Annotated in this window: 18 protein-coding genes; 1 reads left to right on the forward strand and 17 read right to left on the reverse strand. The window is 29.7% G+C overall.

Features of this window, described 5'->3' with window-relative positions; all coding sequences use genetic code 11:
- Positions 1-34: 34 nt before the first annotated feature.
- The 3 genes from rpoD to T483_RS0102735 all read right to left on the reverse strand — a co-directional run bounded on the left by rpoD (position 35) and on the right by T483_RS0102735 (position 4,261).
- Complete coding sequence (rpoD, locus tag T483_RS0102725) at positions 35-1,165, reverse strand: RNA polymerase sigma factor RpoD (protein WP_026885448.1); 1,131 nt, start codon at positions 1,163-1,165, stop codon at positions 35-37.
- 5 nt (positions 1,166-1,170) lie between these two features.
- Positions 1,171-2,961, reverse strand: a complete 1,791-nt coding sequence (gene dnaG, locus T483_RS0102730; RefSeq protein WP_026885449.1) for a DNA primase — start codon at positions 2,959-2,961, stop codon at positions 1,171-1,173.
- Between the two features lie 274 nt (positions 2,962-3,235).
- The gene (locus tag T483_RS0102735; RefSeq protein ID WP_026885450.1) at positions 3,236-4,261 is read right to left on the reverse strand and encodes a deoxyguanosinetriphosphate triphosphohydrolase; all 1,026 of its coding nucleotides are present in this window, start codon (positions 4,259-4,261) and stop codon (positions 3,236-3,238) included.
- A gap of 329 nt (positions 4,262-4,590) precedes the next feature.
- Here T483_RS0102735 and T483_RS0102740 point away from each other — a divergent pair, with 329 nt between their 5' ends.
- Complete coding sequence (locus T483_RS0102740; protein WP_026885451.1) at positions 4,591-5,658, forward strand: CotS family spore coat protein; 1,068 nt, start codon at positions 4,591-4,593, stop codon at positions 5,656-5,658.
- A 100-nt stretch (positions 5,659-5,758) separates the two neighbouring features.
- On the opposite strand, the gene T483_RS30055 is transcribed toward T483_RS0102740, so the two are convergent.
- The 14 genes from T483_RS30055 to T483_RS0102810 form a co-directional block, all read right to left on the reverse strand.
- Entirely contained in the window at positions 5,759-6,148 is a 390-nt protein-coding gene (locus tag T483_RS30055) for a hypothetical protein (protein ID WP_051560275.1), read from the reverse strand.
- 386 nt (positions 6,149-6,534) lie between these two features.
- Positions 6,535-9,162, reverse strand: coding sequence for a pyruvate, phosphate dikinase (gene ppdK / locus T483_RS0102750; RefSeq protein WP_026885452.1), 2,628 nt, complete (start codon positions 9,160-9,162; stop codon positions 6,535-6,537).
- Positions 9,163-9,244: 82 nt separating this feature from the next.
- Positions 9,245-9,883, reverse strand: a complete 639-nt coding sequence (locus tag T483_RS0102755; RefSeq protein ID WP_026885453.1) for a helix-turn-helix transcriptional regulator — start codon at positions 9,881-9,883, stop codon at positions 9,245-9,247.
- Positions 9,884-10,082: 199 nt separating this feature from the next.
- On the reverse strand, positions 10,083-10,712 hold the full coding sequence (locus T483_RS0102760; RefSeq protein ID WP_026885454.1) for a DUF4342 domain-containing protein: 630 nt from the start codon (positions 10,710-10,712) through the stop codon (positions 10,083-10,085).
- A gap of 6 nt (positions 10,713-10,718) precedes the next feature.
- A complete protein-coding gene (gene recO, locus T483_RS0102765) occupies positions 10,719-11,468 on the reverse strand; it encodes a DNA repair protein RecO (RefSeq protein WP_026885455.1) in 750 nt (249 codons plus the stop codon).
- 63 nt (positions 11,469-11,531) lie between these two features.
- Positions 11,532-12,428: a GTPase Era gene (era, locus tag T483_RS0102770; RefSeq protein WP_026885456.1), complete on the reverse strand. Its 897-nt coding sequence runs from the start codon at positions 12,426-12,428 to the stop codon at positions 11,532-11,534.
- A gap of 256 nt (positions 12,429-12,684) precedes the next feature.
- On the reverse strand, positions 12,685-13,386 hold the full coding sequence (locus tag T483_RS0102775) for a diacylglycerol kinase (RefSeq protein WP_026885457.1): 702 nt from the start codon (positions 13,384-13,386) through the stop codon (positions 12,685-12,687).
- A 37-nt stretch (positions 13,387-13,423) separates the two neighbouring features.
- Positions 13,424-13,927 carry an rRNA maturation RNase YbeY gene (ybeY, locus tag T483_RS0102780; RefSeq protein ID WP_026885458.1) on the reverse strand — a complete coding sequence of 168 codons (504 nt, stop codon included), beginning with the start codon at positions 13,925-13,927 and terminating at the stop codon, positions 13,424-13,426.
- Between the two features lie 8 nt (positions 13,928-13,935).
- A complete protein-coding gene (locus tag T483_RS0102785) occupies positions 13,936-16,038 on the reverse strand; it encodes an HD family phosphohydrolase (protein ID WP_026885459.1) in 2,103 nt (700 codons plus the stop codon).
- 61 nt (positions 16,039-16,099) lie between these two features.
- A complete protein-coding gene (yqfD, locus tag T483_RS0102790; protein ID WP_035789947.1) occupies positions 16,100-17,227 on the reverse strand; it encodes a sporulation protein YqfD in 1,128 nt (375 codons plus the stop codon).
- Positions 17,228-17,233: 6 nt separating this feature from the next.
- The gene (gene yqfC / locus T483_RS0102795; protein ID WP_011968183.1) at positions 17,234-17,512 is read right to left on the reverse strand and encodes a sporulation protein YqfC; all 279 of its coding nucleotides are present in this window, start codon (positions 17,510-17,512) and stop codon (positions 17,234-17,236) included.
- Positions 17,513-17,798: 286 nt separating this feature from the next.
- On the reverse strand, positions 17,799-18,251 hold the full coding sequence (locus T483_RS0102800) for a GatB/YqeY domain-containing protein (RefSeq protein WP_026885461.1): 453 nt from the start codon (positions 18,249-18,251) through the stop codon (positions 17,799-17,801).
- Between the two features lie 30 nt (positions 18,252-18,281).
- The gene (gene rpsU, locus T483_RS0102805) at positions 18,282-18,458 is read right to left on the reverse strand and encodes a 30S ribosomal protein S21 (protein ID WP_003371500.1); all 177 of its coding nucleotides are present in this window, start codon (positions 18,456-18,458) and stop codon (positions 18,282-18,284) included.
- 143 nt (positions 18,459-18,601) lie between these two features.
- The gene (locus T483_RS0102810; RefSeq protein WP_026885462.1) at positions 18,602-18,946 is read right to left on the reverse strand and encodes a histidine triad nucleotide-binding protein; all 345 of its coding nucleotides are present in this window, start codon (positions 18,944-18,946) and stop codon (positions 18,602-18,604) included.
- Positions 18,947-19,187: the final 241 nt, after the last annotated feature.

Consider the following 19,187-nt stretch of genomic DNA (forward strand, 5'->3'; position numbering starts at 1 on the left):
AAAAGAAGCACCTAACTTTAGGTGCTTTTAGCTACTAATCTAAATAATCTTTTAATTTTTTGCTTCTTGATGGATGTCTTAACTTCCTTAAAGCTTTTGCTTCAATTTGTCTAATTCTTTCTCTAGTAACATTAAATTCTTTACCTACTTCTTCAAGTGTTCTAGCTCTTCCATCATCAAGTCCAAATCTTAACCTTAATACTTTTTCTTCTCTAGGAGTTAATGTATCTAAAACATTGATTAATTGTTCTTTAAGCATTGTAAATGCTGCTGCTTCAGCTGGTGCTGGTGCTTCATCATCTGGGATAAAATCTCCTAAATGCGAATCTTCTTCTTCACCTATTGGAGTTTCTAGTGAAACTGGTTCTTGTGCTATTTTTTGAATTTCACGAACCTTATCTACAGGGAGCTCCATAACTTTTGAAATTTCTTCTGGGAATGGGTCTCTACCTAATTCCTGAAGCAATTGCCTTTGTACTCTGATAAGTTTATTTATAGTTTCTACCATATGAACAGGTATTCTTATGGTTCTCGCTTGATCTGCTATTGCTCTTGTTATTGCTTGCCTAATCCACCATGTAGCATAAGTCGAAAATTTATATCCTTTTCTATAATCAAATTTTTCAACAGCTTTAATAAGCCCTAAGTTTCCTTCTTGAATTAAATCTAAGAATAACATACCTCTTCCAACATATCTTTTAGCTATACTTACAACTAATCTTAAATTCGCTTCAGCCAATTTTTTCTTAGCTTTTTGGTTTCCTTCTTCAATTTCTTTAGCATAAGTTATTTCCTGTTCAGAAGACAATAAAGGCACTTTTCCAATTTCTTTTAAATACATTCGAACTGGATCATCTATAGCTATACCCTCTGGGACTGATAAATCAATTTCTTCTTCAGTCTCGGTATCAGCAACTTCACCTATTATTTCGACACCTGTCATTTCCAAAACTTCATATATCTTTTCTATTTGCTCTGGGCTTAAATCAATATGATCCATAGCTTCCATAATTTCTTTATATGTTAGGGAACCATTCTTTTTACCCTTATCAATTAATTCTTTTACAGCCGCCATTTTAGCATTTTTATCTTTTTTATCATCTTTTGGCTTTATTACTTTTCCATTCGCTTTTTGTTCCATCTTATTATTGCCTCCTTCCGTCATAACCTTCAACCTCTCTCTCCCTTTTTAAGTGTTTCAGATAATTTAGTAAGCTCAATTGCAATGTTTATAGATTCTTCAATTTCCCCCTCTTTTTCGAATCTATTTTGCTTTTTCTTTAAATCCTCAATTTGCAGCTTAAGTTTAAAGCTTCTTACCTCTTTTAAATAATCTTTTATTAGTCTCTCTCTATCAGTAAAATCTAAAATCTCATGTTCCCTTATTTTGGTCAACTCTTTAGAACTTTCTATATCGTCACATCTACTTTCTACATAGGATTCTATATTACCTATATGATTAGTATCCTCATTTTTGCCTTGTAATATTAATGAATAAATTTTATTATGTGATTCTATTACAAAATCTCCGGATTTTATCGAGCTTTTAATCTCATCATAAAATTCATCTTTGAACATTAATTTTAATAATGCTCTTTCGGCCTTTAAATATGCGGGTTCTACATATAATTTTGTTCCAAAATATTCCTTTTTATTCACAAAATTGTCTTCTTTTTGTTTTTTTGTTATTACTTGTGAAAGTACGTCATATAACGCCTGTTCTTTAATCGCTGTTTCTTCTGAAATTTTCCTTATGTATACATCTTTTTCTATAGGGTTTAGATCTGCTAAAATTTCTGCAAATTTTTCTCCATATTCTATCAGATCATTTCCATTATTTAGATTTATACCCTCCGCTGCTTTCTTAATTCTATACTCAATTAAAGGAAGAGCTTCCTTTGCCAACTTCAGAAATGACTCCTTTCCATGATTCCTTACAAACTCATCTGGATCTTTTCCATCTGGTACTATTAATACTTTTACATCAAATCCAGCGCCTCTTAAAATTTCTAGACCTCTTAGGGTAGCAGTCTGTCCAGCCAAATCAGCATCATAAGAAATTATTACCTTGTTAACATACCTTTTAAGAAGTCTTGCTTGGTTTACTGTAAGTGCAGTTCCAAGTGATGCTACAACATTTGTTATACCATATTGATGAAGTGATATTAAATCCATATACCCTTCAACTATAATAATGTAATCCTCTTTTAGCTTATTCTTAATCGCAAAATTTAATCCATAAAGATTTATCCCTTTTTGAAAAATCATGGTCTCTGGCGAATTTAAATATTTTGGTTTTGAATCATCTAAAACCCTACCTCCAAATCCAATAACTTTCCCTCTTACATCAAACACTGGAAACATTACTCTGTTTCTGAACTTGTCATAAACATTTCCTGACTTCTCACTTTTGGAGATCAATCCAGCTTCAAGTAATAGATTATCTTTATATCCCTTTGTTCTTAAGTAGTTTGCTAATCCATACCAGCTATCTTGAGAGTATCCTAAACCAAATCTCTTTATAGTCTCTTCTTTTATCCCTCTCTTCAAAAAATATTCTTTTGCCATTTTAATCCTTTGCAAATTAGCAAAATAATATCTAGCTGCTTCAACATTTATCTTATATAAAAACTCCTTTTTTCTAGAAACCGCACTATTTTCATTATCTTTTATCTGTAGCGGAATATTAGCTTTATCTGCTAAATACTTTGCTGCTTCTACAAAAGTAAGCTTTTTATATTTCATAACAAACGTAAGCACATTTCCCGCTTCTCCACATGAAAAACATTTGTATATCTGCTTTTCACTAGAAACACTAAATGATGGAGATTTATCATTATGGAATGGACATAATCCCATAAAATTTCTACCCGATTTTTTTAGCCTTACATCCTCTGAAATAATATCGACAATGTCATTTTGTTCTTTTATTTTTTCAAGAACTTCTTCTGATATTTGCAAGGAGGCATCTCCTTCCTACTGCTTTTTTTGGCAATTATATATTATTCGACATAATAACGAGTTTTCCTTCTAAAATAATTAGAAAACTATTAATTTCTTTTAATTTAAAGTTCCACTCGTTATAAAATAATATTTATTGAATAATACTATATATTAAAGTAATTCTTTTTATTAACTTAAAATCCTCTTTTTTTATTGTAAATCTTTATCTATTGAACATATTATTAAATACAATATAATTTTAAATTTATTAATGTATAAAGCTCTCAACTCATTAATCTATTACAAACTTAGGGATAAATATTTTATTAAACAGCGATAAGCAATAATCATCACTCATTCCGGCTACATAATCTGCAACTCCTCGTTTCAACCCCTCGTTTTTGGCTATACTTAAATAAATTTCTGGCATCTCATCAGGATTTTCCTCAAAATGTTTAATTAATTGGTTCAAAACAAATTTCGCCTTATTTCTTTCAACCTTTAATGTATCCCCTAAATATATATTTTTAAACATAAATTGTCTAAGTTCAGTCATTGCTTCACCTATTTCCGGACTTAATCCAATTTCCTTTATTCCATTATTAAGATTATCATTTGATTTTCTTATAAAATCTTTAATTAAAACATTTAATCTCTCATTAGAAGTATCCCCCAATACTTTAACAATTTCCCTTGGAATCTCTTCTTTTCTTAGCAATCCTGCTCTTATGGAGTCATCAATATCATGATTTAAATATGCCATTTTATCACTAAATTTAACTACTACTCCCTCTAATGTAATTATGTCTTTAATGCTTCCAAGACCACTATGATTTAATATCCCATTTATTACTTCTTCTGTTAGATTAAGTCCTAGACCGTTATTTTCAAGTTTAGTAACAACCCTAACACTTTGTTCATTATGACGGAATCCATCTTCTAAGTATTCATTTAACACTTCTTCTCCATTGTGTGCAAAAGCAACATGCCCAAGATCGTGCCCTAACGCTATAGCTTCAATTAGATTTTCATTCAGTCCGATTCCAGCTCCAATATTTCTTGCAACTTGAGACACTTCTAATGTGTGCGTTAATCTGGTTCTATAATGATCTCCAAATGTTTTTATATATACTTGTGTTTTATGCTTGAGGCGTCTGAATGATTTGCTTTGAATAATTCTATCTCTATCAAGCACATAACAAGTTCTAATCTCATCATCATCTTCCTTAATTTTTCTGCCAATAGAATTTTTTGAAAAAGCAGCTTCTTTAATTAATGTCAAGCTTTCAAAATTTTGAATTTTTTCTCTTACATTCATATATTATCACCTCTTTTTATGTATTCTATCTCTATCATTATATTCCTCTATTTATTAACTATATTTATTATTTGCAAATAACTAAAAAATAATATCTCTATACGAATTAATTTTTATTTTTTTACTATTTTTTAGTCTAATACTACAATTAAGTTAATATTATTTAATAATTAGGAATTTTCTTTAATATAGAAACTTTAATTGCATATATTTTAGATTTCAATTGAAGTATAAAAATATGTTAATTTGATTTAAATGTATAACTTTCAATCAAAGTTTGCCTTTATTATAAAAGTTTAATAAAAATCACCTTATAAAGGAGCGTATTTATGGGCACTGAAGTTTTATCTTTACAAGAATCTAATCTTTCTCCAGAAATTATAAAACAAAATGTTTTACCATACTATAACTTGCAAAACTCTCAGATTTCAATAATCAAATTTAAGGACACTGATAAGCAAAGAGCAGTTTATAGAGTAACTCATAAAGACAAGAATTACTGCCTTAAAAAAGTTTATTATAATATAAACGATTTACTATATGTCTATTCAGCCATTGAATGGCTATATAGAAATAATATTAGAGTCTCTAAACTTTTACCTACAACTGACAATAATAGATTTGTATCTTATCGAAATATGCTTTTTATATTAACTCCTTGGATTGAGGGTGAGAAATGTGACTTCGATAATTTAGATCATGTTCTAATATCTGTAAGAAAGCTCTCTGACATTCATTCGGTCTCTCGCAAATTTAAACCTATTTTAGGAAGTTCAATAAAAGAAGGATTTGAGGATTATTACATATCTACCTTAAAACATTTTGAAGATTTACTTAAAGCATCAAATGAGGCATTTAAATATAAAGACTCATTCTCAAGACAATTCATTTCAAGTTTTGATACAAATTTACGGCTTGCTAAACTTTGTCTAGACATATCAAATAAAATTGATAACAATGAATTAAGTAGATCTTTATGCCATGGTGACTATGTAAACAAAAATTTAATTTTCCCTCCAGATTTAGATCCTTGGATAATAGATTTTGATAAATGTAAAGTAGATTACAGCGCAAAAGATTTAGCATATTTTATGCGAAGATTACTCAAACGAGAAAACACAAAATGGAATGTTAAATTAGCTCTCTCTATATTAGATACCTATAATAAATTGTGTCCTTTAACTCACTCAGATTTACGTTACTTAATTTCATATATTTGTTTTCCTCAGAAATATTGGAGAATATCAAGAGACTACTATAGGAATATCCATAAGTGTAATAAATCTGCTTTCTTAACTTTAATATTAAACTCGACATCAAAAACAGATCTTCAATATGATTTCGCGCTAAATATAGTGAGTCAAGTGCAGGAAAAATTCAATATGACTTTACTTTGAAATTGTTTCTGTAAACATACATGCAAAAGGCCCCTTAACGTTTAAACTTAAGGGGCTAATCTATACTCTTTTAATATTAAAGTGATCATATAATAAGAACTTAATTATCAGAAATTGAAAAATAGCATGGAATCTCTAAAAAGTTTTGTCCATTTGAACCAGGTAAATGAATAAAATGACTTTCTGGATCTACATTAGTCCAATTCTGCAGTTCAATAGATTCTTGTGATGCATTTCGTTTTACACTAGTTATATATCTGTCACGTGGTGTTTCGAAATATGAAAAAGCAATATTTTCATGTATAGCAATCGACTGATATTTATCACCTTTAAAATATCCTTCTTTTACAATAGCATAATGATGATAAATATATGAATATAGTTTATCAGGATATAATATAGCAATTCTGCCGCATCTTTCATGTGGAGCAACTGATCTTCTCCATTCTTCTAAACTTTCAGGATAAGCAAAACAATAAATATGGAACATTGGTACCCAAATACGATTATAATCTATACCTGGCCAAACTTTTAAAAATGTCTCAAGAGGCGCAAATATGTTTTCTGTTATCTTATGATAGAACTTTTTCTTATATAAGCAATCATTATGGTTTTGGAAACTACTCTTCTTTTCTTAGAAACTTTATAAAAGTTAACGGGATTGGACCTGCTCAATATCGTAAAATGTCGGCTAACTTGTACCCTAAAATAAGTTTATAATAAGAATTTCAATAGTATAAATATAAAAGGCATTATAACTTAAAACCAGAAATTATTTTAAATTACAATGCCTTATATTTTTATAGTATTATTAGCTATAAATCTTCTTTTACTAAGATTTATATTCTACTTTATTATATTCTTTAATTTCCAGACTTATCTTGGATTTTTCACTTGTGCTTGTGCAGCTGCAAGCCTTGCAAGTGGTACTCTAAATGGTGAGCATGATACATAGTTAAGTCCTATATTATGGCAGAATTCAATTGATGAAGGATCTCCACCATGTTCTCCACATATTCCCAAATGGATATCTGAACGTGTAGATTTTCCTTTTTCTACTGCTATTTTTATTAGAGAACCAACTCCTGTTTGATCTAATTTACCAAATGGATCTTGTTCATAAATCTTCTTTTCATAGTAAGCAGATAAGAACTTAGCTGCATCATCTCTTGAGAATCCAAATGTCATTTGAGTTAAGTCATTTGTACCAAATGAGAAGAATTCTGCTTCTTTTGCTATTTCATCAGCTGTTAATGCTGCTCTTGGAATCTCAATCATAGTTCCAACTTTATAATCTAAAGTTACTCCTTTTTCTTCCATAACTGCTTTAACTGTTGATACAATTACATCCTTAACATATTTTAATTCTTTAATTTCTCCAACTAATGGAATCATTATCTCAGGTACAATATCATATCCTTTAGTTGTTTTAACTTCTATTGCAGCTTCTATAATAGCTCTTGCCTGCATTTCAGCAATTTCAGGGTAAGAGACTGCAAGACGGCATCCTCTATGCCCCATCATAGGATTAAACTCATGTAATTCTGATACAGTAGATTTTAATTCTTCATAAGTTATTCCCATTTCTCTTGCTAATTCTTTTATATCTGCATCCACAGTTGGTAGGAATTCATGTAGAGGTGGATCTAATAATCTTATTGTAACTGCTTTTCCTTCTAATGCTTCGTAAATTCCTATAAAATCTGATTTTTGCATTGGCAAAATCTTATCTAAAGCTACTTTTCTTTGTTCTAAATCTTTAGATGTAATCATTTGTCTTACAGCCATAATTCTATCTTCTGCAAAGAACATATGCTCTGTTCTACAAAGACCTATACCTTCTGCACCAAACTCAACAGCTTGTTTTGCATCTCTTGGACTATCTGCATTAGCTCTAACTTTCAATTTTCTTATTTCATCAGCCCATCCCATAAATGTTGCAAAATGTCCTGATATTTCAGGTGTAACTGTTTTTATTTTTTCTCCATATACATTACCTGAAGTACCATCAATTGAAATGTAATCTTCAGATGTATAAACTTTTCCGTTAACTTCTACTGTTCTCTTTTCTTCATTAACCTTAATAGTTCCACATCCAGCTACACAGCAAGTTCCCATTCCTCTTGCAACAACTGCAGCATGAGAAGTCATACCTCCTCTTACTGTTAAGATTCCTTCAGCAGCTATCATACCTTCTATATCTTCTGGTGAAGTTTCAAGTCTTACAAGTACAACATCTTCGCCAAGTGCAGCTCTATCTTTAGCTTCATTAGCAGTGAATGCAATTTTACCACATGCAGCTCCAGGAGATGCAGGTAATCCTTTTGCAATTGGTGTAGCTTTCTTTAAATCTTCAGTATAAAAAGCAGGATGTAATAATGTATCTAATTGTTTTGGTTCAACCTTTAATATCGCTTGTTCTTTACTTAGCATTCCTTCTTCAACTAAATCAACAGCAATCTTTAAAGCAGCTTGAGCTGTTCTCTTACCATTTCTAGTTTGTAAGAAATATAATTTACCTTCCTCTATAGTAAATTCCATATCTTGCATATCTTTATAGTGATTTTCGAGTGTATTAACAATTCCTTCAAATTCAGCATATATTTCTGGATTTTGTTCTTTTAATTTTACAATTTCAAGTGGTGTTCTAATACCAGCAACAACGTCTTCACCTTGTGCATTCATTAAATATTCACCATATATAGCATTGTCACCATTTGCAGGGTTTCTTGAAAATGCAACTCCTGTTCCTGATGTTTCTCCCTTATTACCAAATACCATTTGTTGTACATTTACCGCTGTACCCCATTCCCCTGGAATATCATTTAACCTTCTATAAACTATAGCTCTTGGATTATCCCATGATCTAAATACTGCTGTAATTGCTTCAATTAATTGAGTTTTAGGATCGCTTGGGAAATCTTCCCCCTTTTCCTTTTTATAGATTTCTTTGAATTCGCTGACTAATTCCTTTAAATCATCCGCTGTTAAATCTGTATCAAATTCAACACCTTTCTTTTCTTTAAGTTCATCAATTTTATTTTCAAATAATCTTTTTTCTATTCCCATAACAACGTCTGAGAACATTTGAATAAATCTTCTATAAGAGTCATATGCAAATCTTGGATTATTAGTTAATCCTGCCATAGCTTCTACAGCTATATCATTTAATCCTAAATTTAAAATAGTATCCATCATACCCGGCATTGAAACTCTTGCACCAGATCTTACTGATACTAATAAAGGATTTGAATTATCTCCAAATTTTTTACCTGTTATTTCTTCAAGTTTTGCTAAGTTATCATAAATTTGGCTTATAACTTCATCAGAAATCTTTCTACCATCTTCGTAATATTTATTACAAGTTTCTGTTGTAACAATAAATCCTTGTGGTACTGGAATTCCTAAACTAGTCATTTCTGCCAAGTTAGCACCCTTTCCTCCAAGTAGATTCTTCATTGAAGCATTTCCTTCACTAAAAAGATATACATACTTATTTGACATCTCAATACTCCCTCTTTTCTTATTATTTCTCACTATATTTACTATCGATGCCTATCTAAAGACTTCGTAGCTACCCTGTTAATTAATTCTCATTTTCTCCAATTTTAACAAATAACTTTGTTATGTTAGTCTTAGAAACCTTTCCGATTATCTTCATCTGATCTTTTCCATCAGACTTTTCTATTATTTCAACAACCGGAATACTATCAATCTCATGTTCAATAATTTTCTTAGCTAAATCGTATGCGTTGTCATTCTTGCTTGCACAAATTATATTCGGCATTCTTGTCATAATTACGCCAACAGGAACCCTGTGTATATCAGTTCCCCCTATTGAAATTTTGAGAAAGTCTTTTCTAGAGACTGCACCTGTAAGCACCCCATTGTTCTCTATAAATAATGTCCCTACATCATTGAGAAATAGGTATACGATTGCATCATATACCATCATATCTTCGCTAACTGTAACAGGTTTTGACATTATTTCGGATACTTTAATTTTGTTAATATTTGAATGAATTAGTCCATTAGAAGTCTTTCCTATATATACATATCCTACCTTCGGTCTAGCATCCAAAGTTCCTATCATAGTCAGAACTGCCAAATCAGCCCTGAGCGCAGCTCTAGTAACTCCAATCTTTTCTGCAAGAGCTTCACTAGTTATAGGTGCATTTTCCTTTACTAAGCATACTATTTCTTCTTGCCTAGGTGATAATTTCAATCTTATCCCTCTTTCTGTAAATATAAGAAATATCTAGTTCAAATTCATTAATTTTTACTACTCTCTAATTATATCATGTAATTATTGTTTGACTAGACTTAATTTTCAGAAAAATCAAATAAATTCACCAAATATTTCTTATATATTAATTTTATATCACTTATATATCTATTTTTCTTTATATTACTCCCAATATCATTTAATTTTCCGAATCTTCTTTCTCTTCTTCAAAATTGACTGTATAAGTATATACAGTATCTGAACCAGTATATACTTTTTGTTTTGAATCATCATTATGTTTGCTTATATCATTCTTCATTTCATTAACCTTAGTCTTAATTTTATCAGCAAAATCAGTTGCCTTAATTTTAACATTGCTTGCTATTTCCGAAACATATTTGTTTACAACTTCTACTGATCCATCTTCCATTGTTACCTCTATTGTAATTTGAGTTGCTATAGCTGCAATAACTCCTGCTGCAAGTATTGGTGGAATTATAATTGCTACGACTCCTGCTGCAATTCCTGCATTAACTGGAATATCTACAAGTTCCTTATCATCTTTCTTAACCTTTATTCTAGTCACATTACCCTTTTCTATTACCTGTTTAAGCCAAGCCCTCAATTCTTCTATAGAGATAGGAGTCCTATTTGCTTCCTCGTCAACAAACTCACCATTAATCTCTAATAATTTTTGAGACTTTTCAATGTATATTAAAGCCTCTAGTACATCGCCTTCACATACTTCTAAAGCTTCCTTTGCCTTTTCGTAGCTTACTCCTGTTCTTTCACGTATCATATCAACTTTTTCTAATGTTATATTTTCCATAAATCATCACTCCTTAATAAATTTTAACATCTCCAAACTTTTAGGCTTTTTAACATAGCTATTAGATACCAAAAAAGTAATCACTTTTTCTATCTCACTCTTTATTTCCTTATTTAAATTTAATCTATATAATTTATCTATATCCATATTCATCAAAAACCTTAAAGCATTATATGCACCTTTTGAAATAAATACTCCATGCTCCTTAGGACACTCATCACATATACCTCCATAGTGAGATAAACTTATATAATTTGATGATGGTATCTTTTTTCTGCATACACTACAATTATTCAGTGTTAAATTATATCCAGTAGTTTTTAATAATTTTAATTCAAATGCTCTTATTAGTAATTCATAATCTAGAGCATCTGTATTTAACAAATATAATGTTGTAATCAATGTCCTAAAAAGTTCCACATTAATTTCATTATCAGCACAAGCAATATCTATTAATTCACATAGGTATGAGGAATATGTAAGTTTATGTAAGTTGCTTAAAAGACCTTGAAAAGATTGAATTATTTTTCCTTCTTGAAGAGTGTATAAACTCTTCCCTTTATATACCATATATTCTCCATAGCATAACGGTAATGTTAATGCTAAGAACTTACTTTTGCTTTTTTTTGCTCCTCTAACTATGGCTGTAATTTTACCTAACTTCTCGGTATAAAACCAAACCAATTTATCATTTTCTTTAAAGTCTTGTGTTTTTATAATTACAGCTTTTGTTTCAACTATTGACAGGCTAACCATCTCCTATTTGGAATATCTAAAAAAATAATATGTTAGGTTAATTATATATCTCTAATCAATACCTTATTTCTTTGAATTCCCTTTATAACCTAATTCCTTTAATAAAAGCTGATTATCTCTCCATTCTTTTCTAACTTTCACCCATATTTTCAAGTTAACCTTAGATCTTAAAAATCTTTCTAATTCATATCTTGAATTTTCCCCTATTCTTTTAAGTGTTTGACCATTTTTTCCAATTATGATTCCTTTATGAGAGTCTTTTTCACATATTAAATCTACCTCTATATGATATGTACCTATTTGATTTTGTTTCATTTGAATTATATCTACCGCTATACCATGAGGCACTTCATCTCTCAAAGTTCTTAAAGCCTTTTCTCTAATTATTTCTGATACCACAAACTTTTCTTGAACATCTGTTATCATATCATCTGGGTAATATTTAGGTCCTTCTGGCATTGCTTTCTTCATAAGTTCCACTAATACATCGACATTTTTCCCTTTTATTGCCGAAATAGGTACTATCTCTGCAAATTTAAATTCTTTTGAATACATTTCCAAACTTTTTGCCACTCTATCTTGTGTACTCTCATCAACTTTATTTAAAACTAAGAATACAGGACATTTCTTATCCCTTAAAGTTTCTAATATGAATTTATCTCCTTTTCCAATCTCCTCATCTGGATTTGTTAAGAATAACACTAAGTCAACATCTTTAGTTGATTCTTTTGCTGAATTTACCATGTATTCCCCTAACTTATGTTTAGGTTTGTGTATACCTGGCGTATCGACAAATACCATTTGATAATCATCGCCTGTCAATATTGTTTGTATATTATTCCTTGTTGTCTGAGGTTTATTAGAAACTATTGATAATTTTTCCCCCATTATATAATTTAGTAAAGTTGATTTTCCCACATTAGGCCTTCCAACTATTGTAACAAATCCTGATTTAAACATTTTTTCCTCCTCAAAATAAGCTTAAAAAAAGCTTAACTAACGTTATCCTATTTTACAAATAGTATACTCTATTTATGAGTAAATTGACAATCTACTATTCTTAATTTGATTATATAATAATTTAATAATTAATCTTAATTGTTTCCTCATGAATCAAATCGAAAACTCATATAATTCAAGAAATAGGAGAGCATATAAGCTTTATTTCATCTTATATCTTCTCCTATAAATACTATTTTTATTATTCTATGTTTAATTAAAGCCTAAATAATGTAAAAATAACCAAAGTTAATAATATACCAAATATAGCTCCAACTATTACCTCTAAAATGCTATGAACTTCCGAATCAACTCTACTTTGTGCAGTTATAAACGCCAATAGAAAACTTAATAGAATACAAATTGGTTCCTCTGTTATTAATGATATTGCAGTTGCTATTGAAAATCCCAACGCGCTGTGTCCGCTTGGCATTCCCCCTTTTAACGGAGTTCCTTCTCCAAATATTGCCTTTGCTATTATCGTTACTATACACACTATTACTAGAACAATAAGTATTGTGTATGGCTCTGAATTTTTTACTTTATTAATTAAAGAAAATGAAAATCTACTCAATCTTTCCCAAAATATAATATAACCAACTAATAATGCATTTATGGCTGTTATTAATACTGCACCTGCCGCTGCATTCTTAGCTATTTTAGCTAATGGGTGGTAATAATTAGTTGTCATGTCTATGGTTGCCTCTATAGCTGTATTTACTAGTTCAGCTGCTATTACCATTGTTATTGTAACAGCCAATATAAGAAACTCGTATTTTGTTATGTCAAAGAAAAAGCTTGCAATTAGTACTCCTAAGGCCACAATTAAATGTATTTTCATGTTTCGTTCTGTTCTTACAGTATCTATAATCCCAGTTATGGCATTATTGAAGCTTTCTAATGTTTTTTTCATTTTCATTATTTACCCCTACTTCTATTCTACATAATAAAAAATATTACACTCGAATTATGTTAAGTTTATTTAAAATTTCTTCTTCTCTACTTCTCATAATCGTTTTATCTTCATCCTCCATATGGTCATACCCCAATAGATGCAATACTGAATGCACGACCAAATATGATGCCTCTCTTTCATACGAATGATTGAATTCTTTACTCTGCTCTAATGCTTTTTCCAAAGATAGAACTATATCTCCAAGTACAAGTTCATCACCATCAAAATCACATTGAGAAAACTTATAATCTTTATACATATTCTTAAATACTTTTTTATTTTCGTATTCTAACATAGGAAAGGATAGTACATCTGTTTCTCTATCTATCCCTCTCGTTTCATTATTAATTTCTTTAATTTCATTATTATCTACAAACAATAATGAAACTTCACAATCTATATTGACTTCCTCTTCTTTTAATGTAAATTCTATTACTTCTGTTAATCTTTTTATTAATTTTTCACTTGCTTCTACTTTACTTTGCCTATTATCTACATAAATCATTGTTTAAATTACTCCTTAGTTTTAAATTCATTTTTATTGTTTTCTCTATTGAAATCTTTCATTTTCTCTTTAGGGTATTCTATTCTTTGATGATATATACTATTTAATGCAGTTAAAAAGCATAATCTTATTTTTTCTATGTCTTTTAATGTTAAATTGCAATCATTTAATTGTCCTGATGATAATTTATCATCTATAATGCAATTAACCATTTGGTTAATTGCATCTTTAGTAGGTTTCTTAATTGATCTTACAGCTGCTTCAACACTATCAGATAGCATTACTATTCCAGCTTCTTTTGAGCTTGGTATTGGACCTTCATATCTATAATCTTCTTCTTTTACTTCCTCTGGATTTTCAGCACTATTTTTCATGGTATAGTAAAAATACTTTACTAATGTTTTCCCATGATGTTCTAATATAATGTCTTGAATAACCTTAGGTAGCTTATATTTTACAGCTAACTCTAAACCATCTTTAACATGGGATTTTATTATCATAGCACTTAAATTTGGAGGTATATTCTCATGAGGATTATCTATTCCCATTTGATTTTCTCCAAAGAAATATGGTCGCTCTGTTTTTCCAATATCATGATAATATGATCCTATCCTTGTAATTACCGAATTAGCACCAACTTCCTCTGCTGCCATCTCAGAAAGATTGGCAACAAGCATACTATGGTGATATGTTCCTGGAGCTTCCATTAATAATTTTTTTAAAAGTGGTGTATTAGGATTTGATAATTCCAGTAACTTTAGCGTAGTAACCTCATTAAATGTACCTTCCAGAAATGGTAATATTCCTAATGCAAATATTCCTGATAAAAGTCCACCAATGAATGTGATTCCACCTTTCACTAATACATCCCCAAAATTACTTGATATTAATATTCCTGTAGACAATGTAAGTATTACGGTAACAACAGCAATATACAATGTTGAATATAGCAATTCATTTCTTTGTTGCATCTTTTTTAAAAATGCAGCTCCTAATACTGAACTTACTATCCCTAAAATAATAATTTGAACATCAAAACCATTTAGCGCGCCTATAATTATTGCATTTAGAGCGCTAAGTACAAATGATATCTTATAATTTAGCAGTAGCGTAAGCATCATAGGAGCACATGCGAAAGGGATTAGAAATGGGGATATAATACCTACAGTTCTAGCCAGCACAAGCGAAATCAAATTGATTGTACTTATAAGAATAAGTTTTTTATTACTCTTATATATTTCACCATAATTTATCCTGACATATCCATATTGAAGAAATAATATTATCATCAAAAATACTGCAAGTGCTAAATAAATATATACATAAGCTGTTACGTTCTCATCATTAAGCATTCCTAAATCTGATAAAATATCAATTTGATCTTGTGTTACAGGTTCCCCTTCCTTAACTATAATCTGATTTTGTTTTATTATTACTTTAGATACACTCTTTTTAGCCTCTTGTATCTTTTCTTGCGTTTTTTCTTCATCAAAAAAAACATTTGGGTTTATTTGCATTTGAACAACTTGCTTTAAAGTACTTGATACATCTTTATCTAAATTTAAATTATCTATTTGAGTTGAAACAATTCCCTTTGCTTCTTTTAAAGCACCTTCATCCTTTTCTTGTATATTTTTTTCATACGCACTATCAATTATATTTACTATTTTTTCTTCTATCCCTGACAACGTATCTTTTGATATTCCTAGCAACGCCTTATATTGTTCATCTGTTAATTGAAATATTGTTAATTTCTTTAGTTCACTTTGTTTGTCTACTAATGTGGCACTAGTCATATTGCTTAAAGATACAAGTTTGTCGAACAATGTTCTTATATTATCTTCAGCTTCTTTCTTAACTTCTGGCTTTGATGTATACTGTTTTCCTACCTTTTCGGCTGCCTGATCTTCTTTTTCCTTTGTGGCTTTTTCATCCACTATATCTCTTGGAGCTTTTATATCTACTCTTGGTATATCTCCTTCTTTCAAGCTATATTGCTTAGGAGTTATTGCGGTAACAAGCAATAAATAGCCTATACTAAATACAAGTATAAATAATACAATTCTTTGAATCCTATTATTTTTCCATTTATTATTTTGTTTTATATCCATGTAATTCACCTTTTCATCTTAATAATAAGTAATAGGCATAAAAAACAACTTTGAATACCCCTTATGATACGTTTCTTGCAATATCCTGTTCTACAGTAAATATAACATTAATCAAGATTTTTCCGCCTTCAATATCTTCCACTGTAGTTTTTTTATCTATTATCTTTGCATCGTTGCTAAGTGTTTTTTTCAATGAACTCTCTAACTTTTCTGCTGCTTCCTTAACTGTAGTTTCCTTATCCAAGTTTACACTTATACCTTTTTTTTCAAAATATGTTATCTTATTAAAGAAACCATCTTTCTCTTCTATTTTATCATAAGATTCAAATTGATTTACAGCTTTTTTCAAGTAAACTTTTTTTCCAAAAAAATTCAAGTATATATCACTATTCTTATTACCAGTTCTCTCAAGCTTTTCTCCACTTATTTGAATCTCCATAAATTTATCATAAAAAGTATTTGCTATAATTGTTCCACTTGGCTTCACTTCCATTTCAAAGCCTTCTCTCCCTTGAATAGGTAGTATTAAATCATCACCTTTCTTTACTATGTCTCCTGGTACAACTGCTGGATTTCCAGAATTCGTATATACTCTTTTTACTTCTCCATCCATTTTAGCAACAACTTGATTATATAATGTTTTTTCTGTAGCCGGAGGATTTACTTTTTCTTTTATAACTAATTTTAATGTTGACCCTTCTATCCTAACTCTAATCCACATTATCTGACCATTTAAGTCTTCCATCTTTTTCTCTATTTCATATACATTTACTTGAGATTTATTAAGTCCTGGTTTAATACCAATTGATGAGAGCTGTTGTCTAACTTCAAATGGACTTAAATTTCTCTGTGTTTCTATATCTATAGCCCAAATATAATTCGATAATATATATATTACAACGAAAAACAATCCCATTCCTATAACTAAAGAGAGCTTTCTTCTCATTTTCATAAGTAAGACTATCATTCCACTGGTTTTTACTATCTTTACTTTTCCTTTATATTTTTTTATTAATATCTCCGCATCTTTGTAATCCCTGTAATATATGGTGACCCTCACCGTTGTCAAATTTACTTTTACTATATTGCAGGTATAGATCTGATTATTCCAAAAAGCATTTAATATTTTTTCTGGCATTAAGGCATTGATTTCTATGGTTACTTGTCCTGATTTTAAGCTACTGAACATAATATTTTACCTCTCATATGAAATACCTTTAAAGATTCCGCTTATTGTTATACTTGTTTCTGCAATAAAAAGTATTTCGAACTCTTTCCCCTCAATTATAATCGCACCAATTCTAGAATTTATTTTAACCATATTAGTTTCAAAAAATATAATGCCTTTATGATTTTCAATAGTTATTTCTCTGTTTCCTACAACTATTATCTTCGGTAAATCTAATGAAATGTCACTTGGAAAATCTAACTTACTAAGTATTTTTTCTTTCCCTCTTTGAAATTTTTCCTCCATATTTTCCTCCCACATAAACTTTCTCATTGTAATTTATGATAGGATTTGTGAATTAATTCTATAATTTAATAATAATGATAATTTCCTAAAAAAATAAAGCCACTTATTACTATTATGGCTTTATCTAATATATTTACAATAGCATATTCTATTTATATAAAGAAAATATTATCACTTCATTAATAGTCGAATTTTAGAGAAAAATGAAACGGGACATAGGATGATCTTTATACTCCTATGTCCTGTTATATTAGCATAAAATTCAAAACAATCTTGAATTCTATTCTTATTTATTATTCAAATATTCCTTAACAAACTGACTTACAAGTTTACCATCAGCTTTTCCTACTACTTTAGGTTTAACAGCTGACATAACTTTTCCCATATCTTTAATGCTATTCGCACCCACTTCTTCAGCTGATTCTTTTACTAATTGTTTTATCTCTTCTTCACTTAACTGCTGAGGAAGGTATTTCAACAAAATTTCAATCTCGGCTTTAGACTGATCTATTAAATCTTGCCTATTCCCCTTTTCAAATTCAAGCATAGCTTCTCTTCTTTGCTTGATTTCTTTAGCTAATATTGTAATAACTTCATCATCTTCAAGCTTTCTATTATCAGTTTTTTCAACTAACAATACTGCAGCTTTAGCTGTACTAATTACACTAGATGTGAATTTATCTTTTGCCTTTAAAGCAACTTTCCAATCATCTTGTAATCTATCTTTAATTGATGACATTTTTTTACCTTCTTTCAAAAGAAAATATCATTATTTGAACTTTCTCTTTCTAGCAGCTTCTGATTTCTTCTTTTTCTTAACGCTTGGCTTTTCATAATGTTCTCTCTTCCTAACTTCAGAAAGAACCCCAGCTCTAGCACATTTTTTCTTAAATCTTCTTAACGCACTTTCAAGTGTTTCGTTTTCTCCAACTTTAATTTCTGACATTTACTATCCCTCCCTCCGCTAGCTTAAATTAACTCAGCTATGGGCTTAATAACACATGGTATATTATACAATATTCAAATTAATAATGTCAAGAATTTAAGAAAAAATCCCCAGCTACTATTGATCAAATAACAACTCAAATTTTAGCCTGGTGGCCACTGTAAGCTTCTTCCTCCAAGCACATGGAAATGAATATGTTTTACTGTCTGTCCTCCATCTTCACCACAATTATTTACAATCCTATACCCTTTATCTGATATTCCAAGATTTACTGCTAATTCATTAATAACTTTAAATATATGTGGTATAATATTAATATTACTGTCATCTAAAGTATTAGCACTTTCAATATGTTCTTTTGGAATAACCAAAAAATGAGTAGGTGCTTCAGGATTTATGTCATAAAAAGCATAAACTTTATCATCCTCATATATTTTTTTACTCGGAATATCCCCACTTATAATTTTGCAAAATATACAGCCTTCCATAAATTCACCTCCTTCTAATTGATAAGTTCGAGTTCAACACATGAAAATTGAAATTTTATACTTCTTTTTTCAAAAATTCCTCTTAATCTTTTATATTTTTACTCAAACTTCATATTTTTTAATAATTGAGTTTTAATTTAATTTTTAATTGAAATAGTTAATTATTTTGTTTTTAATTACTAACTTATTTAAAAGCTACGAGAATAATATTGGCTATAAATTACTCTTCTTCTTAGGATTA

It is taken from the genome of Clostridium beijerinckii HUN142 (assembly GCF_000621745.1).
GTDB classification, from domain to species: domain Bacteria; phylum Bacillota; class Clostridia; order Clostridiales; family Clostridiaceae; genus Clostridium; species Clostridium beijerinckii_A.